General features: G+C 67.1%; 17 protein-coding genes and 1 pseudogene. 8 read left to right on the top strand and 10 right to left on the bottom strand.

Annotated elements, in window-relative coordinates:
* Positions 1 to 34: 34 nt before the first annotated feature.
* The 4 genes from CR917_RS20955 (at position 35) to CR917_RS20940 (ending at position 4,126) form a co-directional block, all read left to right on the top strand.
* Positions 35 to 718 carry a response regulator gene (locus CR917_RS20955; protein ID WP_043862400.1) on the top strand — a complete coding sequence of 228 codons (684 nt, stop codon included), beginning with the start codon at positions 35 to 37 and terminating at the stop codon, positions 716 to 718.
* Positions 715 to 2,046: an ATP-binding protein gene (locus tag CR917_RS20950; protein ID WP_104572908.1), complete on the top strand. Its 1,332-nt coding sequence runs from the start codon at positions 715 to 717 to the stop codon at positions 2,044 to 2,046. The genes CR917_RS20955 and CR917_RS20950 overlap by 4 nt, the downstream gene beginning before the upstream one ends.
* 68 nt (positions 2,047 to 2,114) lie before the next feature.
* A complete protein-coding gene (locus CR917_RS20945) occupies positions 2,115 to 2,588 on the top strand; it encodes a GNAT family N-acetyltransferase (RefSeq protein ID WP_043862402.1) in 474 nt (157 codons plus the stop codon).
* Positions 2,589 to 2,713: 125 nt separating this feature from the next.
* On the top strand, positions 2,714 to 4,126 hold the full coding sequence (locus CR917_RS20940; RefSeq protein ID WP_054915569.1) for an aspartate aminotransferase family protein: 1,413 nt from the start codon (positions 2,714 to 2,716) through the stop codon (positions 4,124 to 4,126).
* A 15-nt stretch (positions 4,127 to 4,141) separates the two neighbouring features.
* Here the strand turns inward: CR917_RS20940 and CR917_RS20935 are convergent, their stop codons facing one another.
* Positions 4,142 to 5,014 (bottom strand): LysR family transcriptional regulator, encoded by an 873-nt coding sequence (locus CR917_RS20935; RefSeq protein ID WP_104572907.1) that lies wholly within the window; start codon positions 5,012 to 5,014, stop codon positions 4,142 to 4,144.
* A 214-nt stretch (positions 5,015 to 5,228) separates the two neighbouring features.
* Between CR917_RS20935 and CR917_RS20930 the strand changes: the two genes are divergently transcribed.
* A complete protein-coding gene (locus CR917_RS20930) occupies positions 5,229 to 6,755 on the top strand; it encodes an MFS transporter (RefSeq protein WP_054915568.1) in 1,527 nt (508 codons plus the stop codon).
* Between the two features lie 74 nt (positions 6,756 to 6,829).
* Here the strand turns inward: CR917_RS20930 and CR917_RS20925 are convergent, their stop codons facing one another.
* From CR917_RS20925 to CR917_RS20885, 9 genes are all read right to left on the bottom strand, one after another.
* Positions 6,830 to 7,738 carry a metal ABC transporter solute-binding protein, Zn/Mn family gene (locus CR917_RS20925; RefSeq protein WP_043862406.1) on the bottom strand — a complete coding sequence of 303 codons (909 nt, stop codon included), beginning with the start codon at positions 7,736 to 7,738 and terminating at the stop codon, positions 6,830 to 6,832.
* Entirely contained in the window at positions 7,735 to 8,634 is a 900-nt protein-coding gene (locus CR917_RS20920) for a metal ABC transporter permease (protein ID WP_043862407.1), read from the bottom strand. Before CR917_RS20920 ends, CR917_RS20925 begins: the two co-directional genes overlap by 4 nt.
* Entirely contained in the window at positions 8,634 to 9,395 is a 762-nt protein-coding gene (locus tag CR917_RS20915; RefSeq protein WP_104572906.1) for a metal ABC transporter ATP-binding protein, read from the bottom strand. The genes CR917_RS20920 and CR917_RS20915 overlap by 1 nt, the downstream gene beginning before the upstream one ends.
* On the bottom strand, positions 9,392 to 10,318 hold the full coding sequence (locus CR917_RS20910) for a metal ABC transporter substrate-binding protein (RefSeq protein ID WP_043862409.1): 927 nt from the start codon (positions 10,316 to 10,318) through the stop codon (positions 9,392 to 9,394). Before CR917_RS20910 ends, CR917_RS20915 begins: the two co-directional genes overlap by 4 nt.
* A 35-nt stretch (positions 10,319 to 10,353) precedes the next feature.
* Complete coding sequence (locus CR917_RS20905; protein ID WP_104572905.1) at positions 10,354 to 10,932, bottom strand: DUF6162 family protein; 579 nt, start codon at positions 10,930 to 10,932, stop codon at positions 10,354 to 10,356.
* A complete protein-coding gene (locus tag CR917_RS20900) occupies positions 10,929 to 11,267 on the bottom strand; it encodes a hypothetical protein (RefSeq protein WP_043862411.1) in 339 nt (112 codons plus the stop codon). The genes CR917_RS20905 and CR917_RS20900 overlap by 4 nt, the downstream gene beginning before the upstream one ends.
* Positions 11,267 to 11,806: a thiamine pyrophosphate-binding protein gene (locus CR917_RS20895; RefSeq protein ID WP_078480229.1), complete on the bottom strand. Its 540-nt coding sequence runs from the start codon at positions 11,804 to 11,806 to the stop codon at positions 11,267 to 11,269. The genes CR917_RS20900 and CR917_RS20895 overlap by 1 nt, the downstream gene beginning before the upstream one ends.
* Positions 11,803 to 13,002, bottom strand: coding sequence for a PepSY domain-containing protein (locus CR917_RS20890; protein WP_058542014.1), 1,200 nt, complete (start codon positions 13,000 to 13,002; stop codon positions 11,803 to 11,805). The genes CR917_RS20895 and CR917_RS20890 overlap by 4 nt, the downstream gene beginning before the upstream one ends.
* A gap of 198 nt (positions 13,003 to 13,200) precedes the next feature.
* A complete protein-coding gene (locus CR917_RS20885) occupies positions 13,201 to 14,163 on the bottom strand; it encodes a siderophore-interacting protein (protein WP_104572903.1) in 963 nt (320 codons plus the stop codon).
* A 172-nt stretch (positions 14,164 to 14,335) separates the two neighbouring features.
* On the opposite strand from CR917_RS20885, the gene CR917_RS20880 reads away from it, so the two are divergent.
* From CR917_RS20880 to CR917_RS20870, 3 genes and pseudogenes are all read left to right on the top strand, one after another.
* Positions 14,336 to 19,288, top strand: coding sequence for a non-ribosomal peptide synthetase (locus CR917_RS20880; RefSeq protein ID WP_104572902.1), 4,953 nt, complete (start codon positions 14,336 to 14,338; stop codon positions 19,286 to 19,288).
* A pseudogene (locus tag CR917_RS20875) lies at positions 19,257 to 25,037 on the top strand (amino acid adenylation domain-containing protein); the annotation flags it as partial. The gene CR917_RS20880 and the pseudogene CR917_RS20875, both read left to right, overlap by 32 nt.
* A gap of 61 nt (positions 25,038 to 25,098) precedes the next feature.
* A complete protein-coding gene (locus CR917_RS20870; RefSeq protein ID WP_104572900.1) occupies positions 25,099 to 26,055 on the top strand; it encodes an alpha/beta hydrolase in 957 nt (318 codons plus the stop codon).
* Positions 26,056 to 26,064 lie beyond the last annotated feature (9 nt).

The following is a 26,064-nucleotide window of genomic DNA, read 5'->3' as shown; positions in this document are numbered from 1 at the left end:
ACTGGGCCTTTCTGCCAACGACCGAGCCCGCCCCATGCACGTACTGCTCTGTGAAGACGATGACCTGATCGCCAGCGGCATCATTGCCGGCCTGAGTGCCCAGGGCCTGACCGTCGACCGCGTGGCCAGCGCCAGTGCGGCGCGGGCGATGCTGCAGGCCGCGCATTTCGACGTGATGGTGCTGGACCTGGGGCTGCCCGACGAAGACGGCCTCAAGCTGCTGCAACGCCTGCGCCAGCAGGGCCACAGCCTGCCGGTGCTGATCCTGACCGCGCGCGATGCGGTCACCGACCGGGTCGACGGGCTGCAGGCCGGCGCCGACGACTACCTGCTCAAACCCTTCGATCTGCGCGAGCTGGCCGCGCGCCTGCACACCCTGCTGCGCCGCGTGGCCGGGCGCTGTGTCAACGTCATCGAACACGGCCCGCTGAGCTTCGACCCCTCCAGCTGCGAAGCGCACCTGGCCGGTCAGCCGGTGGACCTGTCGCGCCGCGAACAGGCGCTGCTCCAGGCCCTGCTGCAGAACCGCGGCCGGGTGTTGTCCAGCGAGCAGCTCAAGGACAGCGTCTACGGCTTTGGCGACGAGGTCGAAAGCAATGCCCTGAACGTGCACATCCATCACCTGCGCCGCAAGCTGGGCAACGGCATCGTCGAGACCGTGCGTGGCCTGGGTTATCGCCTGGGGCCGGCCCAGGTGCCGCAGGCGTTGCAACGATGAGCCTGCGCCTGCGCCTGAGCCTGATTCTGGGCACTGCCTTCATCCTGATCTGGGCCCTGGCCGCGACGTGGATGCTGTGCGACCTGCGTCAGCAGATGATGTTCTCCCTCGACCAGCGCCTGGTGGCGTCGGCGCGCATGGTCGCCGGGCTGATCGACCAGTTGCCGCAGCCGCTGACCAGCAAGGGCGAGGGCACGCGCCTGAGCACCGACCAGTTCAGCATCCCCGATGGCATGGCCTGCCAGGTCAGCTCGCTGCGCGGCGAGATCCTGGCGCGCAGCCACAACCATGCCGACCAGACCCTCGACGACCAGCGCAGCGGCTTTCACGACCAGATGATCGATGGCGCACTGTGGCGCAGCTTCACCTATGCACGCGGCGATGTGCGCATCACCACTGCCGACCGGCACCTGGAGCGCGAGGCGCTGAACCGCTCGATCCTGCTGGCGGCCTCGGCCCCTGTGCTGGTGGCGTTGCTGGGTAGCCTCGGGCTGCTGTGGCTGGGGGTGGGCAAGGGCCTGGCGCCGCTCAACCGCATGCGCGACGCGCTGCGCAGGCGCAGCCCCGACTCGCTGGAGCCGTTGCAGGTGCGTGCCCTGCCCAGCGAATTGCAGCCTTTGCTCGAAACCCAGAACCAGCTGTTCCAGCGCATCGGCCAGACCATCGAGCGCGAACGGCGCCTGACCGGCGATGCCGCGCATGAACTGCGCAGCCCGCTGACGGCGATCAAGACCCACCTGCAAGTGGCCCGCATGACCGATGGCAAGGTGCGCGAGCAGGCCCTGGAGCATGCCGAGCAGGGCGCCGATCGCCTGCACCGTACCCTGGAGCAGCTGCTGTTGCTGGCGCGGGTGGAGGGCAGTCTGTCGTTCGATGATGGCGTGCAGTACAGCGCCGAGCAGATCGCCCGCCAGGCCATCCAGGATGCGGGCCTGGGCGACAACCGGCGCATCGTGCTGCAGGCTGCGGCGCCGGCGGGCCAGGTGTTTCCCGACATGCCCGCGGCGCTGGCGGTGGCGGCCTTGCGCAACCTGCTGGACAACGCCCTGCGCCACAGCGCCGCCGATGCGCCGGTGGAGCTGCATGTTCAGGTCGAGGCGAACACCGTGGGCTTTCTGGTACGCGACCATGGGCCGGGCATCGATGCACAGAACCTGCAGCATGTGACCCAGCGTTTCTGGCGCAATGGCCACAGCGAAGGCTGTGGCCTGGGCCTGGCGATCGTGCAGGCGATCGTGCAGCGCTGCGCCTGCTCGCTGACGTTCGACAGCCACGCCGACGGCTTGCGCGTGTTGCTGCAGATGCCGTTGCGTGCACATCAAATGTAACCCCGCCGGCCTCGTCAGGCGCCGGTCGCCCCCGTAAGGTGTGGACCGCACAGCACCAGGGAGCACTCATGGACGAACGGATTCGCATTGCCAGGGCCCGGCCGGCCGAGGCCGCCCTGATCGAGCGGCTGATGCAGCAGAGCATCGCCACCGCAGCCGACCAGGACCATCACGGCGACCTGCAGGTGATCGACGCCTGGTCGCGCAGCAAGCAGCGTGCGCAGATCACCGACTGGCTGGGCGACCCGGCCCTGTACCTGAACCTGGGGCGCTGGCAGGGTCGCCCGGTGGCTACCGCGCTGGCCTTGCGCAGCGGCGAGATCTGCCAGTGCTTCGTGCAGCGCGACTACACCGGGCATGGCATCGGTCGGGCACTGGTGCTGGACCTGGAACACGCCTTGCGCCGCTGGGGCTGTACCCATGCATCGCTGTACAGCACCGCCTCGGCCCAGGATTTTTTCGCACGCCTGGGTTATTCGCCCAGCGGTGAGGCGCTGGGATTTCATGGCCTGCACCTGCAACTGATGCACAAAACCTTCTAGAAGACCGCCCCGCGCGCTAAATCCTCAGGGCGTTGGTGCGTCTTTCAAGCGAGTACACATCCCGACACAACGCTGGCCATCGGCGCGTGGTGGGACCATCCGCTTGCTTGCGAGGGTTACTTCCGATGTCAGTCGCTACCTGCCTTGCCCAGGCACAGCCGGCTTCTTCAGCCGACGAGCCTGGCGAAACGCTTTATCACTTCGAAGATTCGCCGCTGCTGACGCGACAGAAGCAGCAGGAGTCCAATGCACGCAGTTACCCGCGGCGCATTCCGCTGGCGCTCAAGCGTGCCCAGGGGCTTTACGTCGAAGACGTCGAGGGCCGCCAGTTCATCGACTGCCTGGCCGGCGCCGGCACCCTGGCCCTGGGCCACAACCACCCGGTGGTGATCGAGGCGATCCAGCAGGTGCTGGCCGACGGCCTGCCGCTGCATACCCTGGACCTGACCACGCCGGTCAAGGACCAGTTCGTGCAGGACCTGTTCGGCCTGCTGCCACCGGCCTTCAGCGCCCAGGCCCGGATCCAGTTCTGCGGGCCGACCGGCACCGATGCGGTGGAGGCCGCGCTCAAGCTGGTACGCACTGCCACCGGACGCAGCACGGTGCTGTCGTTCCAGGGCGGCTACCACGGCATGAGCCTGGGCGCGCTGAGCCTGATGGGCAGCCTGGGGCCTAAGAAACCGATGGGCGCACTGCTGGGCAACGGCGTTCAGTTCCTGCCATACCCCTACGACTACCGCTGCCCGTTCGGGCTGGGCGGCGAGCAGGGCGTGCAGGTCAACCTGCGCTACCTGGAAAACCTGCTGAGCGACCCCGAAGGCGGCGTGCAGTTGCCGGCGGCGGTGATCGTCGAGGTGGTGCAGGGCGAGGGCGGCATGATCCCGGCCGACCTCGACTGGCTGCGCGGCGTGCGGCGCATCACCGAGCAGGCGGGCGTGGCGCTGATCGTCGACGAGATCCAGAGCGGCTTTGCCCGTACCGGCAGGATGTTCGCCTTCGAGCACGCCGGCATCGTGCCGGACGTGGTGGTGCTGTCCAAGGCCATCGGCGGCAGCCTGCCGCTGGCAGTGGTGGTGTACCGCGACTGGCTAGACACCTGGCTGCCGGGTGCCCACGCCGGCACCTTCCGTGGCAACCAGATGGCCATGGCTGCAGGCTCGGCGGTGATGCGTTATCTCAAGGAACACGACGTGGCTGCCCACGCCGAGGCCATGGGCGCACGGCTGTGCGAGCACCTGGCGGTGCTGCAGCGCGACTTCCCGCACCTGGGCGACATTCGCGGTCGCGGGCTGATGCTCGGCGTCGAGGTGGTGGACCCGCAAGGGGCCGCCGATGCGCTGGGGCATGCGCCGGGGTTCGGCAAGCTGGCCTCGCTGATCCAGAACGAATGCCTCAAGCGCGGGCTGATCATCGAACTGGGTGGGCGCAACGGTTGCGTGGTGCGCTTTCTGCCGCCGCTGATCATTACCGCCGCGCAGGTGGACGACGTGGCCGAGCGCTTCGCCCGCGCCTTGCCGGCGGCCCTGCAGCGTCTGTAAGGCGCGCGGGTGCGATCAGCCCTGGCCGCTGCGCAGGGCCTCGATGTAGCGCATCACCGCGGGCGCCTTCTCGAAACGCCGATGCAGCACGGTGAGGCACGAGGTGGGTTGGCTGTCGGCGATGCGCCGGTAGCTGACCTGCGGCAGGGTGATGTGTTGCAGCACCGACTCGGGCACCAGCGCCACGCCCTGGCCCAGCGAAACCAGGGTGATGACCGCCACCAGGCTACCCGGCTGCGGCCCCAGGCGCGGCACGAAGCCACCCTGGGCGGCGACGGCCAGGGTGCCGGAGATCTGCTCGGGCAAGATGAAGGTTTCGGTGGCCAGGCGTGCGGCCATGATCTGCGGCAGCTCGTTCAACCGCGAGCTGGGCGGCAGGGCCAGGACAAAGCCTTCTTCGTGCAGGTCCATCGCGACCAGTTCGTTGGGCAGGTCCATCGGCGTGCGCACGTAGGCGATATCCAGCACACCGTCACGCACCAGCGCGGGGGACTCGGCCATGGGTTGCTCGCGGATGTTCAGCACCACCCCCGGGTGCGACTGGCTGAAGCGCGTCACCTGCTGCTGGAGCAGCCCCGAAAAGGCTGCCGAGGCCACATACCCCAACTCGATACGCCCCACGTCACCGCGCCCGGCCCGTTGTGCGCCCAGCTGCGCGGCATCGAACTGGCGCACCGCCTGTTCGGCCTCGGGCAGCAGCGCCTCGCCGGCGGCGGTCAGGCACACCTCGCGCTGGCTGCGCTCGAACAGGCGCACACCCAGCTGCCTTTCCATGTCCTGGATCTGCCGGCTCAGGGTCGGCGGGGCGATGCCCAGTTGCTCGGCGGCGCGGGTGAAGTGGCCGAGGCGGGCGACGCTGAGAAAATAGCGGAAATGGCGGATTTCCATGGGGTCTCGTTAGCTGCAGGCTAATGACGCAGGCGATCCTGGCTAACAAGGCCAGGCCGTTGCGGCGGTAATGTGTAGTAACACTACAAGATGCGTGACGTGGCGGCAAAGCCGCTGCGCCGATGAGCATCCGGTGGCTACACCGGCCCTGTCGCGGCAGCCTGCTCGGACACCGCGACACTGGCCCCAGATCGCCTTGCACGGGAGCCTTGCAATGTCCTCCGCCCGTTTCACCCTGTTCACGGCTTCGGCCGTGTGCGCCCTGATCATCCTCGACACCAATATCGTCGCCGTCAGCCTGCCGAGCATCGCCCGCGACCTGTCCGGCTCGTTCGCCGACATCGAATGGGTGGTCAGCGCCTACCTGCTGGCCTTCGCCGCGCTGCTGCTGCCTGCCGGCAGCCTGGCCGACCGCTTCGGGCGCCGGCGCATGCTGCAACTGGGCCTGGGCCTGTTCGGCCTCGCCTCGCTGGCCTGCGGCGCGGCGCCCACCCTGGTGTTCCTCGACATCGCACGGGCCGCCAAGGGCGTGGGCGCGGCGTTGCTGCTGACCTCGGCACTGGCTGCCATCGGCCACCGCTTCCACGAGCCCGAGGCGCGCATGCGGGCCTGGGCGTTCTGGGGCGCGTGCATGGGCGCGACCATCACCTTCGCGCCGCTGCTGGGCGGGCTGATCGCCAGCACCCTGGGCTGGCGCTGGATCTTCTACATCAACCTGCCACTGGTGGCGGTGCTGGCGGTGATGGTGCGGCGCAGTGTCGAGGAGTCCCGCGATAGCGCCGCCGCGCGGCTGGACCCGTTTGGCAGCCTGACCTTCGCCGGCAGCCTGGGCTACCTGATCTGGGCGCTGATCGATGCCAACCAGGTCGGCTGGGGCAGTGCCCAGACCCTGGGGCGCCTGGTGATCGCAGCGTTCCTGTTCGGCCTGTTCATTCTGGTGGAGCGCAATCAGGCGCGGCCGATGATCGACCTGCAACTGATGCGCAGCGCACGCTTCATCGGTGCATTGCTGGGCATGTTCGCCTACGCCGCCTGTGCCCAGGTGATGATGACCCTGCTGCCGCTGTACCTGCAGAACGGCCTGCAACTGTCGGCCTTGGCCGCCGGCGCGGGCATGCTGCCGTTTGCCCTGGCGATGCTGCTGACCCCGCGCCTGGGCATGCGCCTGTCGGCGCGGCTGAGCAGCGCCCAGGTGTTCGCCCTGGGCCTGCTGCTGGTGGGCGCGGGCAACCTGCTGTGCGGCGCGGCGGCCAGCTATGGCGGCTACCTGAGCTTCGCCCTGGCCAGCATCGTGCTGGGCGCCGGGGCCGGGCTGCTCAACGGCGACACGCAGAAGAACATCATGGCCTGCGTGCCGCGAGAACGCACCGGCATGGCCTCGGGCCTGAGCACTACCACGCGCTTTGGTGCCATCGTGCTGGCCATCGGCATTCTGGGCGGTATCCTGGCGGCGCGCAGCGGGCAGTTGCTGCGCGAGGCGGTGGCAGGGGTGGCGCCTGGGCAACTGGACAAGGTCGGCGACATGGCCACCCGGGTTGCCGCCGGTGACCTGCCGGCAGCGCTGGCTATGGTCGACCCGGCACTGCGCGAAACCCTCGCGCCGCTGGCGCAGCACGCCTTCATCGGCGGCTTCGAGACGGTGCTGCAAAGCGCCGGGGTGGCGGCGCTGGTGTTCGCCGTGGTGGTCGGTGTGCTGCTTGGCAGGCCGCTGCCGGTGCCGCAACCGCTGCCGGCGCGCTGATCGCGCGCACGCTGGCGTTCGGCGCAACTGAAAAGCCCCAGGCGTTGCGCACTGGGGCTTTGTTTTTGCCGACCTTAGGCCTTCGCGGCGAGTGCCTTGATCACTTCATCGATACTGCCCTGCAGTTCGCTCACCGGGTTTTCGCCGCCGCCCTCCAGCACCAGCAGGCGGCTGCCGGCCTTGGCGACTGCCGCAGCTACCGCCTCGCTCGGCTGGCGGTGGTCGAGTACCAGCGCCACGTCGTTGTCCTTGAGCAGGGCGGTCAGCTGCTGCAGTGCCTCGGGGGTCCACTGGTCTTCGGCGGGTACGCTGTAGGCCACCTGCTCCAGGTTCAGCCCGCCGATCAGGTAACCGAAGCGCTCCGACAGGCTTACCACGCTGAGGTTGTCGACTTCGCCCAGGCGCGCTTCGCTGTCGGCACTGAGCTTGAGCAACTGCTGCTTGAGCGTGGCCAGGTTGGCCTCGATTTTCGGCTTGGCGGCCGGCGCCAGGCGCACCAGGTCGGCGGCGGTCACGTCGGCCATGCGCCCCAGGTTGTTGCTCGACAGCCACGGCTGGCTGTTCAGGCCGTCCTTTGGCGCCCCCGGCTGCACCGCAATGCCGGGCAGGCTGCCATCCACCGGGCGTGCGGCATCCACTTCGACGATGCGGATATTGCTGCGCCGCGCCATCGGGTACAGCGGGTCGTCCGCCCATACCGAGCGCAGGCCGATCACCGCATCGGCGTTCACGGCCAGCTTCTGCAGGGCCGGCGCCCCACGCCCGCTGAAGTAGGCGGTCTGGCGCGAGCCGGGCAGGTTGGCCGCGGCGGCGCGTTGCAGCTTCACCTCGCTGCCGTCGAGCAGCAACTGGCCAAGGCCGTAGGTGATGGGCAGGGACGCCAGTACCTGCACCGGGCGCGCGGCTTCGGCGGCCTGTGCGGCAACACTGAAGGCGCCGCTCAGGGCCAGTACCAGGGTCAGTTGGCGAAATGTCGGCTTCATCCGATGTTTCCTTTCAGGCTGGGCAGGGTGCCACGGGCGATGGCGGCCAGGGCGAAGGCCATGCCGGCGACCAGGATGATCGCGGCGCCCGAGGGCAGCGGCAGGTCGAACACGATCGGCAGCAGGATGCCGCTCAGGGTGCTGAGGGTGGCGATCACCACCGAGGTCCAGAAAAACCCCTTGAGCGACTGGCTCAGCAGGCGGGCGGCAGCGGCCGGGATCACCAGCAGTGCGCCCACCAGGATCGCGCCGATGACCTTCACCGCGGCCACGGTGATCAGCGTCACCAGCACCACGAACAGGTAGTCCAGGGTCTTCACTGCCACCCCGCGCACTGCCGCCAGCTGCGGGTTGAAGCTGGCCAGCATGATGCGGTTGTACAGCGGCAGGCTCAGGCCCAGCACCAGCGCGCCGACGATGGCCAGCACCAGCAGGTCGTTGCCGTTGACCGTCAGCACCGAGCCGAACAGCACGTTTTCCAGGATGTGCACGTTGATCTTGCCCGCCAGTATCAGCAGCAGGCTTGCGCCCAGCGCCAGCGACACCGACAGGAACACCCCGATCAGGGTGTCCGGGGCCAGCCCGGTGCGGTTGCGCAGGTAGTTGAGCAGCACGCCGAACAGCAGGCAGTAGCCGAACAGGCTGCCGTAGGGGCCGGTATAGGGTTCGCCGAGCAGGATGCCGATGGCCACCCCGGTCAGGGCCGCGTGGCCCACCGCCTCGGAGAAGAACGCAAAGCGCTTGACCACCACCAGCGTGCCCAGCCCGCCCAGCACCGGCCCGATCAGCAGGCCGGCGAGCAGCGCGTTGACCACGAAGCCATAGGCCAGGGCTTCGGGCAGGTAGCCCGAGGACGCCAGGCCCTGGATCATCAGGCGAAATTCTTCATAGTTCATCAGGCGTGGCTCCCGGTCACCGCAGCGCTGCGCGGGTGGGTGGAAAACAGTTGCAGCAGCGCCTCCGGGCGCAGGGCCTGCTCGGGCGGCGCGTCGAACAGGATGCGCCGGTTGAGGCCGGTGACGTGATCGGCCAGGCGTTTCACCGCCTCCAGGTCGTGTTCGATCCACAGCACGGTGGTGCCGCTGGCGCGCCAGTCCAGCAGCAGTTGTTCGAAGATGCGGATGCCGGCTTCATCCAGCGCCGACATCGGTTCGTCCAGCACCAGCAGTTGCGGCGCCGGAATCAGCCCCTGGGCCAGCAGCACGCGCTGACGCTCGCCGCCGGAGAGGGCGCCCATGCGCCGCTTGCGCTTGTCCTGCATGCCCACGCGCTCCAGCGCCTGGGCGATGCTCGCCGCGTAGTGGCGCGACAGCCCCAGGAACGCCGGGCGGCGCTGGCACATGGCGGCCATGAAGTCGTCCACGGTCATCGGCAGGCCACGGTCGAATTCCAGGGCCTGCGGCACGTAGCCGATGCAACCGGGGGCGCCGGCCCAGTGCAGGTTCAGGCGGCCGTGGTGGGGCATCTGGCCGAGCAGGGTCTTGATCAGCGAACTCTTGCCGCCGCCGTTGGGCCCCACCAGCGCATGCACGCTGCCAGGGCGCACCTTGAAGCTCACCTGGTCGAGGATGGTGGTGCGGCCCAGGGTCAGGCCAACGGCGTCGAACTCCACGCCGGGGCCCTGGCTGGCAAGGGTGATCGGCTCGATGGCGCTCATGCCCCGGCCTCCTGGATCGCGCGCACCACGGTATCGAGGTTGCTGGTCATCTCCTTTTCGTACTTTTCGGCGCTGTAGTCGCCGTAGGAGATGTGCGACAGCGGGTACAGGCGCACGCCGGACTCACGCTGGATGGTGTCCACATAGGTGGACGGGAAGTCGAGCTCCGAGAAGATCACCTTCACGTCCAGGTCGCGCAGCTGGTTGATGGTCTTCTTCAACTGGCTGGGGCTCGGTTCGATGCCATGGGCGGGCTCGACCACGGCGGTGACTTCCAGGCCGAATTCACGCAGCAGGTAGTCGTAGGCCGCGTGCACGGTGGCCACGCGCAGGTCGGCATTGGGCGCGCTGGTGAGCTTGGCCAGGGCCTCGGCACGCAGCTGGCGCAGGCGCTTGCCATAGGCGCGGGCATTGGCGGTGTAGGCCTTGGCGTTGGCCGGGTCGAGCTTGCCCAGCTCGCGGGCGATGTTGTTGACCTGGGCGATCGAGGCGCTGATCGACAGGAAGGTGTGCGGGTTGACCACCTTGCCCGCGCCGCGTGCGGCGATGCCGGTGGCCGCCAGCAGCGGCACGTTGGCGTTGGCCTCGATGGTGGCCACGCCAGGCTTTTCGCTGGCCTCGATCATGCGGTCGGCAAAATCGTCATGCCCCACGCCGTTGAGCACCACCACGTCCAGCGTGCCGATGCGCTTGATGTCCTCGGCGCGTGGCTCGTAGGCGTGCGGGTTGAAGCCTGCCGGAATCAGCGGCACCACCTCGGCCTTGTCGCCGACGATGTTGGCCACGTAGCTGTAGTAGGGGTGCAGGGTGATGCCGATACGCAGGCGCTTGGCCTCTTCGGCGTGCGCCAGGGGCGCCAGGCACAGGGCGAGCACGCCGGCCAGGATGCGTCGGCGGTTGACCAGAAATGATGAAATAGACATGGGCAGGCGGTCTTCTCTCAGGTGTATCCGTGGGTTCAGTGCCGATGCTGGCGAGTGACCCCGGCATCGAATTGCGCGACGATCTGTTGCCAGCCCGCAGCGCTCAAGGCGGCGTCGCTGAGGTCGTGGGGGGCGGTGAGGTCGGTGCTGCGGTTGAGCCAGATATCGGCCGGGCTGTCGGGCTGTGCGCCCAGGCGCATCAGGAACGAGCCGGCCACTTCGCTGGCCTGGCTGAGCCCCAGGTAGGCGCCGCCTTCGAGCAACTGCCAGGTGTGGCCGCCACGGCTCACGGCGCTGGCGTCGCGGGCGAACGGGGCGTAGCCCTCGGCATCCAGCTCGGCCGGGGTGGGCAGGCGCTGTTCTTCCTGCTGACGCAGCTGGATCTCCTCCAGGGTAACCCGCAGGTCGGCGTACACCCCTTGCTCGCCGGCCGTGAGGTCGCGGCGCGCATCGAACTGATGGGCCGCCACTTCGCTGGTTTCGGTGGTTTCGCCGCGCCAGCTGACCACCGCGCCGGCCACCAGCACCACCAGGGCGCAGAACAGCAGCACATACAGCGTTTCATGGCCGGCACCGGCCGGGCGGATGGTCTGGGTCGTGGTCGGGGTGCTCATGGTGCCTCGATGTCGGCCTGGTCGATTTCCACCACATGACCGGGGCCTGCGTCGAACAGCACGTAGAACTCGGCATCGGGGCGCTTGAAGGTGAGCTTGGAGTCTTCGCCCAGCTTGCCGGGCACCAGGATGCTTTCGTCGTAGCCGATCACGTCGAGGGTTACGCCGGGGGCGCCGCTGCCGTCGGAAAAGCCGCCGGTGCACTGGATCTGGCCGCCTTCGATCTGCTTGCATTCGCAGATCGGGTTGTGGGCCAGCGCCAGGTTGCTGAAGGTGGCGAGCGAAGTGAGCAGTGCCGCGCCACCCAGGCGACGCAGCAGGTCAGAAACAGGCATCATTTGCCTCCTTGTTTTTGAAGCCAGGCGACAGTGCTTGGCGAGGCCTTGCTGAGCGGGACCGAACCCTGGTGCATGCTGCCGTCCCAGCCTTCCATGGTCACCCACAGTTCGGCGTCGGGGCTGGTCTTGAGCGGCACCGGCACCGTGGCGCCCATGCGGTAAGGGGAACCGAAGAAGATTCCGCCGGCGGCGCGCAGGCTGCGCGGCTTGCCGATACGCAGGTAGGTGGCCTTGACCTGTGGGATACAGGCTTCGCACAGGCTGGCGTTGAAGCTCTTCATGTAGCCGGCCGGCCCGTCCTGGCGCGGCGCCTCGTTGCGCAGCTCGGCCAGCTTCAGGCTCCAGGGGCCGACCTGGACCTCGCCGATCTCGCGCTCGCCCAGGCCCACGTCGCCGCGAAACAGCGCCGCATCGGCAAAGTACTTGGGCATGAAACCCAGCGGTACCAGCAACAGCAGTATGTTGATGTGAAAACGCCATTTCAGCCAGAACTGGCGCAGGCGCGAAGGCGGTTGTGCAGCGATTGCCTTGCTCATGCCTGGCTCTCCGAAGGGGTAGGGGTGGCAGCGGCGGCGCGCTTGGCGCGTGCCGGTTTTTCGCTGCGCTTGAGGGCGGTGGCCGTGGCGATGGCGGTGCGCTTGGTCCAGATCAGCAGGCCGCTGAGCACCATCATGCTCAGCAGCAGGCCGAACACGAACCAGATCAGCTTGATCCAGATACCGCCGAAATCGCCGGTATGCAACGGGCGCATCGACTCGGTGACGAATTCGAGCTTGCTGCGGTCGGACAGCAGCTCATGGGCCTCGACCACGCCACTGTAGGGGTTGACCGATGCGGTCTGGAACATCAGCGGGTACCAGCTGCGCCCACCCACTTCGGTGTGGCTGTAGGCGTTGCTCGGCAGGCTGATGAAGCTCACGTCCAGCCCCGGGATCTTGTCGATGGCGATCTTTTCGATGGCATCCAGGCTCAGCACCGGGGCCGGCTGGCCGGCGGGCGCGGTGGGCACGTTCTCGCGGGCGATCACCGGCAGCACCTGGTTGCTGGAAATCGAGATCTGGTTGTCGAACAGAATCGCCTGGATCAGGAACCAGGTACCGGTGATCGAGATGACCGCGATGAACCAGATCGACCAGATCCCGCTCAGGCGGTGGAAGTCGCCCCAGAAAATCCGCGCACCGTGCTTCAGGCGCAGGGTCGGCTTGAGAAAGCCCTTCCAGAAGCGCTTGTACACCACCAGCCCGGTGACCAGCGAGGCCAGCATCGGCAGCCCCAGCAGCGACACCAGGTACCAGCCCCAGCTGTAGCCATTGGTGAACGGCACCAGCCACCAGCCGTGCAGGGCGCGGGTAAAGGCCTGGAAGTTGAACTGCGCCGCCTCGCCCTGGACCACCCCGGTGTACGGGTTGACGTAGAGCGTGGTGGAGCGCGAGTCGGGGTAGGTGACGCTGACGGTCAGGGCGAAATGCGATTCGTCCGGGCGCACGATGGTGCTGACATACACCCCCGGCTGCGCGGCCTCGACGGCGGCGCGCACCTGGTCGAAGCCCAGCATCGGCGGGTCGCCGTCGGGTTTGGAGGCGCGGACCTCGGGCTGCGCCAGCCAGACGATTTCCTGGCTGACCACGGCCAGCGTCCCGGTGAAGCAGACGATCAGCACGAAGAACCAGATCGGCAGGGCTAGCCAGCTGTGGACCAGAAACCAGAGTTTTGAACGTGACTTTTTCGACATTGGGCAGGCAACTTCGATTCGGAGTGTGGTGAGCATGAGGTTCCGGAGCACGGGGTGTCTGGGCTCAGGCTCGCTCGAAAGGGTGCAGTGGTAATTGTTAGGACGAATGAGAAGCAGAAATCCTGCACTAAAAAATGCAAGCAAATGTTTCCAAGGCTCCCGGCCTGCCGCCCGGAGCCCTGGAAAACGCCTGCGGTCCTACTCGAACGTGCGGCCGGCGCGCCAATAGCCCATCAGGGTCAGCGCGTTGCGGTCCAGGCCCTGTTCGTTGATCAGAAAGCGCCGGATCTGCATCACCGCAGCCGATTCCCCGGCCACCCAGGCGTAGAAGCTCTGGTGGCTGGCGCTGGCACGTTCCCAGAGGATCTGCTGGTCGATGTCCACCTCCTCGAGGCGCGTGTCGGCGGGCGGGCGTCTGGCGGGCAGGGTGGCCAGCTGGGTCACGGCATGCACCATGGCCTGGCCCTGGATACGCTGTTGCTGGTCGCGTGGCAGCCAGTGCAAGGTGGTGCTGGCATTGCAGCGCAGGGCCAGGCAGTCCTGTTGCAGCGGCACCTCTACATAGGCTTCGACCTGGGGCGGGTCATCTTGCCCGGCGAGGGTTTCGAGAATGCCGGCAATGGCTGGCAAGGCGGTTTCATCGCCCACCAGCAGAATGTTGCGCACCCCAGCGGGCGGGTTCCATTCGTAGCCCCCGGGGTCGCCGGCGAAGGCCAGGTTGGGTGCCAGGATCTGCAGACGGTCGCCTGTGCGGGCGTGGGTGGCCCAGGCCGAGGCGGGGCCGTTGACCCCGTGCAGTACGAAATCGATATCCACCTCGGCCTGTTCGCGGCGCAGGGCACGGATGGTGTAGGTGCGCATGGGCGGGCGGCTGGCCTCGGCCAGGGCGCGGCGGGCTTCGTTCCAGTGCAGGTCGTTGGGCAGTTCGGGCGGGCTGCCGTCGGCGGCGGGGAAGAACAGCTTGACCCGTTGATCGGCAGCCAGGGTGTGCATCCGGGCCACGTCCGGGCCGGTGAACACCAGGCGGCTCAGCGACGGGCTCAGTTGGATGCGTTGCTTGAGGGTGACATCGAACAGGCGGTAGGCGCGCTCGGGCTGTGCGCCGGCCAGCTTGCGCAGGCCGCGCCCGACGGCGCGGGTCAGGGAGGAGGCGGAAGTCATGGCATGCACCTTCTTGCTACGGGTTCCCTAGATAGACGGCTAGCGGCACGGCTGATTTAGCCGCGAGCAATGAACGGGGGCCGTGGCGGTGTTTAATTTTTCCTGGGGTGTATCCGTTTCGTAGGGATAACCGGGGCGCTGCCCGCTATCCACCCTGCACGGAAACCATTCGATGAATGCTGAGAAGTCCCTCCAACTGGCCTGTCGTTTCATCGAGCTGGCGCCGGAAAAGCGCAGCCTGTTTCTGCAGGCCCTGAGCAAGGAAGGCCTGGACTTTTCGCAGTTCCCGATTCCTGCCGGGGTCCAGGTGCCGGACCGCCAGGCGTTGTCCTATGCGCAGCAGCGCATGTGGTTTCTGTGGCAGCTGGACCCGCACAGCGGCGCCTACAACCTGCCGGGTGCGGTACGCCTGAACGGCGTGCTGGATGTGGCGGCCCTGGAGCGTGCGTTCAGCCTGCTGGTGGCGCGTCACGAGGTGCTGCGCACGGTGTTCCGCTCGCAGCCCGATGGCAGCGTGCAGCAGGTGCCGTTGGAGCATGCGGTGCGCCTGGAGCAACTGGACCTGAGCGCGGTGCCGGCCGCTGCGCGTGAAGCGCGGGTGCAGCACGAGGCGCAGCAGGAGTCGCTGCGTGCATTCGATCTGGCACAGGGCCCGCTGCTGCGCCTGCGCCTGCTCAAGCTGGATGAACAGGCGCACGTGCTGTTGCTGACCTTGCATCACATCGTCGCCGATGGCTGGTCGATGAATGTCCTGATCGACGAGTTCGCGCGCAGCTATGACGCCTGTGCCCAAGGCCTTGCGCCGCAGTTCGAGGCGCTGCCGATCCAGTACGCCGACTACGGCCTGTGGCAGCGTCGCTGGCTGGAGGCCGGCGAGCAGGCGCGGCAACTGGCGTACTGGCGTGAAAAACTCGGCGACGAGCATCCGGTGCTGGAACTGCCGCTCGATTGCCCGCGCCCCTCGTCGCCCAGCTTCGACGGCGAGCGCCATTGCCTGACGCTGGACGCAGGGCTGGCCGAGCAGGTGCGTGGCTTTGCCCGGCAACACAACGTGTCGTTGTTCATGGTGCTGCTGGCGGTCTTCAACGTGCTGCTCTATCGCTACACCGGGCAGACCGACGTGCGCTTCGGCAGCCCCGTGGCCAACCGCAATCGCAGCGAGCTGGAAGGCCTGGTCGGCTTCTTCGTCAACACCCAGGTGTTGCGCACCCCGCTGGCAGGGCACATGAGTTTTCTCGAGTTGCTGCAGGCTACCCGCGACACAGTGAGCGGCGCGCAGTCGCACCAGGACCTGCCATTCGAGCGCCTGGTCGAAGGGTTGCAACTGGAGCGCAGCCTGAGCCATTCGCCGTTGTTCCAGGTGATGTTCAACCACCAGCCGCACGTGGCCGATGTGTCCGCGCTCAAGCTGGCCGGGGGCCTGCAACTGTCGATGCTCGACTGGCGCAGCCGTACCACCGAGTTCGACCTGAGCCTGGACACCTACGAGCAGGGCGGCCAGTTGCAGGTGGCCTGGACCTATGCCAGCGACCTGTTCAAGGCCGCGACCATCGAGCGCATGGCACGCCACTGGGTGGCCCTGCTGCAGGCCGTGGTCGCCACCCCGACGTGTCGCCTCGACGAACTGGCGTTGCTCTCGAGCGAGGAGCGCGAGTGTCTGCTCGAGCAATGGGGGCGTGCACCGCTGACATGTCCCGACCTGCGCGTGCACCAGCGTTTCGAGGCGCAGGTGGCGCAGCGCCCGCAGGCCTTGGCGCTGATCTTCGAGTCGACGCAACTGAGCTATGCCGAGCTCAACCAGCGTGCCAACCGCCTGGCGCGCCACCTGGTGGCGTGCGGGGTAGGGCCGGAGGTGCCGGTCGGCATCGCGGTGGAGCGCGGCATCGACATGATCGTCGGGCTGCTGGCGGTGCTCAAGGCCGGTGGCGCCTATGTGCCGCTGGACCCGCAGTACCCGCAGGACCGCCTGCTGTGCATGATCGAGGACAGCGCCACGCCGCTGGTGCTGACCCAGACCCCGTTGCTGGCGCGCCTGGGCCTGCCGTGCGGGGTGCGCAGCCTGTGCCTGGACCAGGATGCGGCCTGGCGCCAGCTCGACGCCAGCGACCTGGCCAATACCGCCCATGCGCACAACCTGGCGTATGTGATGTTCACCTCCGGCTCCACCGGGCGCCCCAAGGGGGTGGGCATCAGCCACCTGGCGCTGGCCGGGCATGCGCAGGTCGCGCGTGAGTTCTCCAGGCTCGGGCCGGACGACCGGATCCTGCAGTTTGCCACCTTCAACTTCGATGCCTTCGTCGAGCAGTTCTACCCTGCGCTGATCTGCGGTGCTGCCGTGGTGCTGCGCGGCCAGGAACTCTGGGACAGCGAACGCTACTACCACGAGGTCATCGACAAGCAGGTCAGCGTTTCCGACCTGTCCACCGCCTACTGGAACCTGCTGGCCAAGGACTTTGCCGCCGCTGGCCCACGCGATTACGGCAAGCTCAGGCGCGTGCACATCGGCGGCGAGGCAATGCCACCTGAAGGGGTGGCAGCCTGGCGCCAGGCCGGATTGTCGCAGGTGGCGCTGCTCAACACCTATGGCCCCACCGAGGCCACGGTCTGTGTCACCACCCTCGAATGCGATGATTATGTCAGCGGTGTGCGCAGCACCCCGTTGAGCATGCCGATCGGTCGGGTGCTCGGCGGGCGCAGCCTCCATGTGCTGGATGCAAGCGGCGCACCGACGCCGGTAGGGGTGGTGGGGGAGCTGGTGATCGGCGGCGAGTTGCTCGCCCGTGGCTACTTCAACCGCCCGGGCCTGACGGCCGAGCGTTTCATCCCCGACCCGTTCGCCGCGCAGCCGGGTGGGCGCCTGTACCGCAGTGGCGACCTGGCCCGCTTCAATGCCGAAGGGGTGCTCGAGTACGCCGGGCGTATCGATCATCAGGTCAAGATTCGCGGGTTTCGCATCGAGTTGGGCGAAGTCGAGGCGCGCCTGCTCGAACAACCGGTCATTCGCGAGGCGGTGGTGTTGGCCCAGCCCGCTGCCGACGGCCTGCAGCTGGTTGCCTATGTGGTGCCCGGCGACAGCCGCCAGGCACTGGAGGCGCAGGCCCAGGCGGCGTTGCGCGAAGCGATCGGCGCACACTTGCGCGCGGTGCTGCCCGCCTACATGGTGCCGGCGTACCTGCTGTTTCTTGAACGTTTGCCGCTGAGCCCCAACGGCAAGCTGGACCGCAAGGCCCTGCCACCGGTCGATGCCAGCCAGGCCCAGCACACCTACGTGGCGCCGCAAAGCGCGTTGGAACAACAGGTGGCGGCGATCTGGCAGGACGTGCTCAAGCTGGAGCGGGTTGGGCTTGACGATGCGTTCTTCGAGATCGGCGGGCACTCGTTGCTGGCCACCCAGGTGGTGTCGCGGGTGCGTCAGGTGCTGGGGCTGGAGGTTGCCTTGCGTACCCTGTTCGAGCGCAGCCGGCTGGGCGACTTCGTGGCAGCGCTGGGGGGGCGGCAGGCCGCCGGCGAGCCCCCGTTCACCTGTGTCGAGCGCGGCCGGCCATTGCCGCTGTCGTATGCCCAGGAGCGCCAGTGGTTCCTCTGGCAGCTGGACCCGCAGAGCAGTGCCTATCACCTGCCGGCCGCCCTGCGCCTGCGCGGGGCGCTGGACGTTGCGGCGCTGCAGCGCAGTTTCGACAGCCTGCTGGCGCGGCACGAAAGCCTGCGCACCACATTCGTCGAGGTGCAGGGCGAGCCGCGTCAGCTGATTGGCGAGCAGGCCCGTGTCGATATCGACCTCCAGGTGCTGTATGCAGGGGACGATCCGGCGGCGCAGATCCAGGCTTGTATCGAGGCCCAGAACGGCCGCCTGTTTGCCCTGGACCAGGGGCCGCTGCTGCGGGTCAGGCTGCTGCGGCTGGCGGCGCAAGACCATGTGTTGGTACTGGTTCAGCACCATATCGTTTCCGATGGCTGGTCGATGCAGGTGATGGTCGACGAGCTGATCGCCTTGTATGCGGGCTACAGCCAGGGGCGCGAAGTTCAGTTGCCGGCCCTGCCGATCCAGTACGCCGACTTTGCCCAGTGGCAGCGCCAGTGGATGGAGGCCGGCGAGCGCGAGCGCCAGCTCGATTACTGGTGCCGGCAACTGGGCGGCGAGCAGCCGGTGCTGGAGCTGCCGAGCGATCGACCGCGGCCGGCCACGCGCAGCTTCAAGGGCGCGAAGCTGAACATCGTGCTCGATGCCGCACTGACCCGTAGCCTGCGCGCGCTTTCCCAGCGCGAAGGGGTGACCCCGTTCATGCTGTTGCTCGCTTCGTTCCAGACCCTGCTGCACCGCTACAGCGGCCAGGCGCAGGTGCGGGTCGGGGTGCCGGTGGCCAGCCGCAACCGTCTTGAAACCGAGCGCCTGATCGGCTTCTTCGTCAATACGCTGGTGCTGGAGGCGAGGATTGGTGCCGATCTGTCGTTCGCCGAACTGCTGCAGCAGGTGCGCCAGACCACCCTGCAGGCCCAGGCCCACCAGGACCTGCCGTTCGAGCAACTGGTGGAAGCCCTGGAACCGGGCCGCAGCCTGTCACACAGCCCGCTGTTCCAGGTGCTGTTCAACCACCACAGCGAAGATGCCGGTGAACTGCGCGCCATCGAGCGACTGCCGGGCCTGGAGGTGGAGCGTCTGGACTGGGACAACCACACTGCACAGTTCGACCTGACGCTGGACACCACGGAAACGGCCGATGGCCTTTCGGCGATTCTGGTCTACGCCACCGACCTGTTCGACGCCGCGACCATCGAGCGTCTGGCCCGGCACTGGCAGAACCTGCTGCAGGCGATTGTCGCTGACCCGCAACAGCGCGTCGGCGAACTGCCGTTGCTCGACGCCCGCGAGCAACAGGCCAACCTCCAGCAATGGAACCCGGCGCCTGCGCAGTTCGCCAGCCAGCGCTGCCTCCATGAACTGATCGAAGCCCAGGCTGCGCGTGCGCCGGGCTCCATCGCGCTGACCCTGGGTGACGCCCAGCTCAGCTACCGCGAACTCAACGAGCGTGCCAACCAGATGGCCCATGCGTTGATTGCCCAGGGCATCGGGCCTGAGGTGCTGGTGGGCCTGGCAACTGGTGGGTTATGTACTGCCCCACGATAACGCCGCCGACCCCACGGCCCTGCGGGAAGACCTGAAAACCCGGCTCAAGGCCGAACTGCCGGACTACATGGTGCCCACGCACCTGCTGTTCCTGGAGCAATGGCCACTGACGGCCAACGGCAAGCTCGACCGCCGCGCCTTGCCGGCGCCGGATGCGAGCTTGCTGCAGCGTGAATACGTGGCACCGCAGACCGAAATGGAAAAACGCATCGCCACCTTGTGGCAAGACGTGCTCAAGCTGCCGCGCATTGGTCTGGACGACAACTTCTTCGAGCTCGGTGGCGACTCGATCATCTCGATCCAGGTGGTCAGCCGTGCCCGCCAGAGCGGGTTCCGCTTCAGCGCCAAAGACCTGTTCCAGCACCAGACCATCAAGAGCCTGGCCAGTGTCGCGCAGGTCGCCGACACCACGCAGCAGATCGATCAGGGCCCCGTGCTCGGCACCACGCCCCTGCTGCCGATCCAGCAACTGTTCTTGCTCAGCGATACCCCCGAACCGCATCACTTCAATCAATCGGTGATGCTCGAACCATCCAGGCCGCTGGATGCAGCCGTACTGGACCATGCCTTGCACGCGCTGCTGGAACACCACGATGCCTTGCGCCTGGTGTTCTCCCTCGACGGCGAACATCCAGGGGCTCGCTACCTGCCAGTGGACCCGACCTACAAATTGCTGTGGCAGGCCGAAGTCGCTGACGAGCCTGCGCTCAACGAATGGGCCAATCGCGCCCAGGCCAGCCTGAACATCCAGCAAGGCCCGCTGCTGCGGGCCCTGCTGGCGACCCTGCCCGATGGCCAGCAGCGCCTGCTGTTGGTCATTCACCACCTGGCGGTGGATGGCGTGTCGTGGCGCATCCTCTTCGAAGACCTGCAACTGGCCTACCAGCAACGGCTGGTAAACCAGCCGACGAAACTGCCGGGCAAAACCAGCTCGGTCAAGGCCTGGGCCGAGCAGTTGCAAGGCTATGCACGCAGCGAGGCCCTGCAAAAGGAACTGCAGTACTGGCAGGCGCAACTGCAGGATGTACCCACCACACTGCCCTGCGAGCGCCCACACGGCAGCTTGCTGAACCGCCACGCACGCAGCGTGCAAAGCCGCCTCGACACGCAGCTCACCCGCCAACTGCTGCAGGAGGCACCGGCGGCCTATCGCACACAGATCAACGATTTGTTGCTGACCGCACTGGCACGCGTGATCGGCCGTTGGAGCGGCTCGCCAAGCAGCCTGATCGAGCTGGAAGGCCATGGCCGCGAAGACCTGTTCGACACGATCGACCTGACCCGTACCGTGGGTTGGTTCACCAGCGTGTTCCCGGTCAAGCTCACCCCCGCCAGCGGTATGGGCGAGTCGATCAAGGCAATCAAGGAACAGCTGCGCGCCATTCCCAACAAGGGCATCGGCTACGGCGCACTGCGCTTTCTTGGCGATGGGAGCGCGCGTCAGGCCCTGGGCGAACTGCCCGTCCCACGCATCACCTTCAACTACCTGGGCCAGTTCGACGCCAGCTTCGACAGCAATGAGGGCGCGCTGTTCGCACCGGCCGCTGAAAGCACCGGCGCCAACCAGAGTGCCCACGCAACGCTGGGCAACTGGCTGTCGCTCAACGGCCAGGTGTATGGCGGCGAGCTGAGCATGAACTGGAGCTTCAGCAGCGAAATGTTCGAGGAGGCGACGGTTCAGCAACTGGCCGATGCCTTCTGCCTGGAACTGGCCGCTGTCATTGCGCATTGTCGCGACCCGCAGCACAGGGGGCTGACGCCATCGGACTTCGCGCTGGCGCGTCTTAGCCAGCCGCAACTGGACCGTTTGCCAGTACCGTGCAGCGACGTGCAGGACCTCTACCCACTCTCGCCCATGCAGCAAGGCATGCTGTTTCACACGCTGGAGTCCAACGAGGCCAGCCTCTACATCAACCAGATGAGCGTACCGGTTATCGGGTTGGACCCCGAACGGTTCATCGCGGCCTGGAACACCGCGATTGCCCGCCATGAAATCCTGCGCACCGGGTTCTGGTCGGCCAACGAGCTGAATGAGCCGCTGCAAGTGGTGTACAAGCACGCCACCCTGCCGGTGCGTCGCCTGGCCAGGCAAGCCACGACGTTCGATGAAAAGGCCCTGCAACGTATCCTTGAAGCGGACTGCGCCGAAGGCTTCGATCTGCTGCAGGCGCCGTTGACGCGCCTGACGCTGATCGACCTGGGCGAGCACAAGCACCACCTGATCTGGACCAGCCACCACATCCTGATGGACGGCTGGTCCAGCTCGCGCCTGCTCGGCGAAGTGCTGGAGCTGTACCACGGGCGCACGCCACCGGCAAAGCGCGGGCAATATCGCGACCATATCCAATGGCTGCAGAATCAGTCCCAGGCCAGCCTGGAGCAGTTCTGGAAACACAAGCTGCACGACCTTGAAGGACCGACCCTGCTGGCCGGCAGCATTGCACCGCGTCCGGCCGGCGACCTGCAAGGGCATGCAGCGCTGTACCTGCACTGGGACGAAGCACGCACCCAGCGCCTGCGCGAACAGACCCAGCGCCTGCGTATCACGCCCAACACACTGATCCAGGCCGTATGGCTGCTGCTGTTGCAACGCTACACCGGCCAGCCCACCGTGTGCTTCGGCGCCACCGTGGCCGGTCGCCCGGCCAGCCTGCCCGGTGCCGAAGAAATGCTCGGGCTGTTCATCAATACCCTGCCGATCATTCAGACCCCGCAGCCGCACATGCCGCTGGCGCAGTGGCTGCAAGCACTGCAAACCTACAACCTGGAGGTTCGTGACCAGGAGCATGCCTCGCTGGCCGACGTGCAGCGCTGGTCGGGGCAGAACGGCCAGGCACTGTTCGACAGCATCATCGTGTTCGAAAACTACCCGGTGGACGACCGTCTGCAGGAAGCCGAGCAGAATCAGTTGAGCTTTGGCGAGGTGAACAGTCGTGACGTCACCAACTTCGCCATGGACCTGGCGATCAACCTGGGCCGCACCCTCAAGATCGAGTTCCTCTACCTGCGCAACCGCTTCACCGAGGCTGCCACGGCGCAGATCCGCACCAGCTTCGAAACCTTGCTCGATGCCCTGCTCGACAACCCTCAAGCAACCCTGGGCAGCCTGTCGATGCTCAGTGCCGACGAACAGCAGGCACTTGCACAACACAATCAACTGGCGCCGCCGAGCCACGACCCGGCGCTGCTGGCCGAGTGCATCCGCAGCCATGCCGAACGGCAGCCGCAGCGTATCGCGGTCACCTGCGCCGATGTGCAGTTGAGCTACGGCGAACTGGAAACCCGCGCCAACCGGCTGGCCCACCACCTGATTGCACAGGGCATCGGCCCTGAAGTGTGCGTCGGCATTGCCCTGGAGCGTTCGGTCGACGTGATCGTGGCGTTCTATGCCGTGATGAAGACCGGCGCAGCCTACGTTCCGCTCGACATCGACTACCCGCAGGAGCGCGTCAAGTGGATCGTCGAAGACTCGCGCATGCCGGTGCTGCTGACGCAACGCTCACTCCAGCACCGGTTTGCCGATGCCGGTGCCGGCACCCTGATCACACTTGACCATCTGGCCCTGGACACCTACCCCGCCAGTTGCCCGGCGCCTCGCGCCGACGCGGACAACCTCGCCTACCTGATCTACACCTCCGGCTCCACCGGCAAGCCCAAAGGAGTGGCCGTCAGCCACGGGCAGATCCGCATGCACTGCCTGGCGATTGCCGAGCGCTACGCGATGGACGCCAGCACCCGCGAGCTGCTGTTCATGTCGTTCGCCTTCGACGGTGCCCAGGAACGCTGGCAGTCGACCCTGCTCGGCGGCGGCCAGCTGGTGCTGCGCGACAACCGCCTGTGGACTGCCGAGGAAACCTGGCAGGCCCTGCACGCGCACAGCATCGATATCGCCTGCTTCCCGCCCGCCTACCTGCAGCAACTGGCCGAATACGCCGCCAGCGTCGAAGCGCCGCCACCGGCGGTGCGGGTGTACTGCTTTGGTGGTGACGCGGTGGCCGAGGCCAACTTCGAGCTGGTCAAGCGTGCACTCAAGCCGGCCTATCTCACCAACGGCTACGGCCCCACCGAAACCGTGGTCACGCCGTTGCTGTGGAAAGTCGACGCCAGCCAGCAGTGCGGTGCGGTGTATGCGCCCATCGGCACCCGCGTGGGTCGACGTACCCTGTACGTACTCGACGACCAGCTCAACCCGGTGCCCGACGGCGTGGCCGGCGAGCTGTACCTCGGTGGCGAAGGCGTGGCGCGCGGCTATCACCAGCGTCCCGGGCTCAGCGCCGAACGCTTCGTTGCCGACCCGTTCGCGGGCGATGGCAGCCGCCTGTACCGCACCGGTGACCTGGTGCGCCAGCGCGCCGACGGCGTGTTCGACTACCTCGGCCGACTGGACAATCAGGTCAAGGTGCGCGGTTTCCGCATTGAGCTGGGCGAAATCGAATCGCGCCTGCGCCAGCAACCCGGGGTGACCGACGCGGTGGTGGTTGCACGTGAAACCGGCGCCGGCAAGCAACTGATCGGCTACGTGGTGGCGGACGACGCCGGTGACCTGGGCGAACGCCTGCGCGGTGCACTGCAGGTCGAGCTGCCCGACTACATGGTACCGGCGCAGATCCTCGCGCTGGCCGCCTTCCCGCTCAACCCCAACGGCAAGCTCGACCGCAAGGCGCTGCCCGACCCGGACTTCAAGGCGCGTGCCTTCATCGCCCCGCGCAACACGCTGGAGCAGGGCCTGGCGGCCATCTGGCAACAGGTGCTGGAGGTCGAACAGGTCGGCGTTACCGACAACTTCTTCGAACTGGGGGGCGACTCGCTGCGTGTGCTCAAGGTGCTGTCCAGGGTACGTAGCCAGCCGGAGCTGGGCATCGAACTGAAACTGCGCGACCTGATCGGCAAGCCGACCATCGCCGAGCTGTCGGGCTACGAGGCCCAGGTGCCTTCCCTCGACCCGTTGCTGTTGCTCAACAGCCCGGTCGAACAGGCGCGGCCGCTGTTCTGCCTGCACGCAGGCTTCGGCACGGTATTCGACTACGAGCCGCTGGCTCGCCGCCTGGAAGGCCAGCGCAGCGTGTATGGCCTGCAATGTCGAATGCTGCTGGAGCGTAGCTGGGAAGATGAATCCCTCGAGGCCATGGCCATCGACTATGCCCAGTACATCCGCCAGAAACAGGCCAGCGGTCCTTACCACCTGCTGGGTTGGTCACTGGGCGGCACCCTGGCGGTGCTGGTCGCGCAAGAGCTTGAGAAACAGGGCCAGCGGGTGGGTTTCCTCGGCCTGGTGGACAGCTTTCTGCCGTCATCTGCGCTTGCGCAGCCTGCAGCCGATGAGGACTGGAGCGAAGACCTTGGCAGCTTCCTGGGTGTCATCATGGGCGTGCCAAGTGACGCGCTGCCGGTGTTGCAGGTGCGCGCCAGCAGCCCTGCCAACCACCTCGAAACGGCGATTGCCCAGGTGCAGGCCCAGGTCATCAGCGCCTCGGCGTTCGCCTCCATCGGCGCTGAAGAACTGGCCCATACCTTCCGTGTAGCCATGAAACTCAAGGCATTGTCCGAGGCCATCGAGGGGCTCCCCGCAACGCAGGTGCCAGCGCAGTGCTGGTGGGCCAGGGCCGACGCAGGCCAGACCCAGCTGCGCCTGGTGCAGGCGCAACTCAACGAACCGGTGGCCGCCGGCCATTACGACATGCTCAAGCATCCCGAGCTGCTGCGCCGCGTGCTGGAGCAGTTGCAGGAAAGCCACAGCGTCACCTGTTGATACCACCGCCGCCCCGTCAGCCGGGGCGGCGCTTACCGATAGCTTTGCAAGGAACCTCTACATGCCTCTGGATCCCGACCTCGAAGGCTTCCTGGAACTGGCCCAGATGGGCCGCCTGAGTGGCAAGAGCAGCGCGCTGCACGAACTTGATCTGGCACTGGCGCGCACGCAGTTCGAAACCACCTCGCAAGTGCTCGACCCCTGCCCGCCAGGCGCCATCAACGTCACTACCCTGAGCATTCCAACCCGCGACGGCCAGTCCATCGCGGCGCGTCTTTACCGCGCCGATGCCAGCGACACGGCGTTGCTGCCAACGCTGCTGTTCTTTCATGGTGGCGGTTATGTGGTCGGCAGCCTGGACTCCCATGACTCCATCTGCCGCCGCCTGGCAGCAAGCGGGCGCCAGGCGGTGCTGGCGCCGGCTTACCGGCTGGCCCCGCAATACCCGTTCCCGACCGCCGTGCATGATGCGCTGGATGCCGCCAACTGGCTGGCTGAACAGGCCACGGCGCTGCACCTGGACAACCAGCGGGTGACGCTCGCGGGCGACAGCGTCGGCGCCACCCTGGCCACCGTGCTGGCGATCACGGCGGTCAAGCAGCCACAGGCGTTGCAGCTCAAGCCCAGGGCGCAGCTACTGTTCTATCCGGTCACCGATACCTCGCGCCAGCGCGACTCGCATCGCCGCTATGCCCAGGACTACCTGCTCGAGACCGCCACGCTGGAATGGTTCTACCACCATTACAGTGCCGACCCGGCGCAGCACCTGGACTGGCGCGTCTCGCCGTTGCTGGCCAGCGGGCTGGGCGAACTGGCCCCGGCGTATGTGAGCCTGGCCGAATACGACCCGCTGTTTGACGAAGGGCTGGAGTACGCCCGCCTGCTGGAGGCCAGCGGTACTTCGGTGACGTTGAAGGTGCAACAGGGGCTGACCCACGATTTTCTGCGCATGGGCGGGATTGTGGCGGATGTCGAGGCGATCTATACGGCGGTGGACCGCTGGTTGGCCTCGCTGTAGTCGAGGCAG

Source organism: Pseudomonas sp. BRM28, assembly GCF_002939405.1.
Classification (GTDB): Bacteria; Pseudomonadota; Gammaproteobacteria; order Pseudomonadales; family Pseudomonadaceae; genus Aquipseudomonas; species Aquipseudomonas palmensis.
Note: the sequence above shows the minus strand (reverse complement) of the source record. Positions and strands in the feature narration are given on the sequence as shown.

What these genes read in the sequence shown, in the direction of transcription:
- CR917_RS20925 (WP_043862406.1), bottom strand. Translation starts at nt 7,738, where the DNA reads ATGAAGCCGACATTTCGCCAACTGACCCTGGTACTGGCCCTGAGCGGC.
- CR917_RS20945 (WP_043862402.1), top strand. Translation starts at nt 2,115, where the DNA reads ATGGACGAACGGATTCGCATTGCCAGGGCCCGGCCGGCCGAGGCCGCC.
- CR917_RS20940 (WP_054915569.1), top strand. Translation starts at nt 2,714, where the DNA reads ATGTCAGTCGCTACCTGCCTTGCCCAGGCACAGCCGGCTTCTTCAGCC.
- CR917_RS20935 (WP_104572907.1), bottom strand. Translation starts at nt 5,014, where the DNA reads ATGGAAATCCGCCATTTCCGCTATTTTCTCAGCGTCGCCCGCCTCGGC.
- CR917_RS20955 (WP_043862400.1), top strand. Translation starts at nt 35, where the DNA reads ATGCACGTACTGCTCTGTGAAGACGATGACCTGATCGCCAGCGGCATC.
- CR917_RS20880 (WP_104572902.1), top strand. Translation starts at nt 14,336, where the DNA reads ATGAATGCTGAGAAGTCCCTCCAACTGGCCTGTCGTTTCATCGAGCTG.
- CR917_RS20905 (WP_104572905.1), bottom strand. Translation starts at nt 10,932, where the DNA reads ATGAGCACCCCGACCACGACCCAGACCATCCGCCCGGCCGGTGCCGGC.
- CR917_RS20870 (WP_104572900.1), top strand. Translation starts at nt 25,099, where the DNA reads ATGCCTCTGGATCCCGACCTCGAAGGCTTCCTGGAACTGGCCCAGATG.
- CR917_RS20915 (WP_104572906.1), bottom strand. Translation starts at nt 9,395, where the DNA reads ATGAGCGCCATCGAGCCGATCACCCTTGCCAGCCAGGGCCCCGGCGTG.
- CR917_RS20890 (WP_058542014.1), bottom strand. Translation starts at nt 13,002, where the DNA reads ATGTCGAAAAAGTCACGTTCAAAACTCTGGTTTCTGGTCCACAGCTGG.
- CR917_RS20910 (WP_043862409.1), bottom strand. Translation starts at nt 10,318, where the DNA reads ATGTCTATTTCATCATTTCTGGTCAACCGCCGACGCATCCTGGCCGGC.
- CR917_RS20885 (WP_104572903.1), bottom strand. Translation starts at nt 14,163, where the DNA reads ATGACTTCCGCCTCCTCCCTGACCCGCGCCGTCGGGCGCGGCCTGCGC.
- CR917_RS20930 (WP_054915568.1), top strand. Translation starts at nt 5,229, where the DNA reads ATGTCCTCCGCCCGTTTCACCCTGTTCACGGCTTCGGCCGTGTGCGCC.
- CR917_RS20900 (WP_043862411.1), bottom strand. Translation starts at nt 11,267, where the DNA reads ATGCCTGTTTCTGACCTGCTGCGTCGCCTGGGTGGCGCGGCACTGCTC.
- CR917_RS20920 (WP_043862407.1), bottom strand. Translation starts at nt 8,634, where the DNA reads ATGAACTATGAAGAATTTCGCCTGATGATCCAGGGCCTGGCGTCCTCG.
- CR917_RS20895 (WP_078480229.1), bottom strand. Translation starts at nt 11,806, where the DNA reads ATGAGCAAGGCAATCGCTGCACAACCGCCTTCGCGCCTGCGCCAGTTC.
- CR917_RS20950 (WP_104572908.1), top strand. Translation starts at nt 715, where the DNA reads ATGAGCCTGCGCCTGCGCCTGAGCCTGATTCTGGGCACTGCCTTCATC.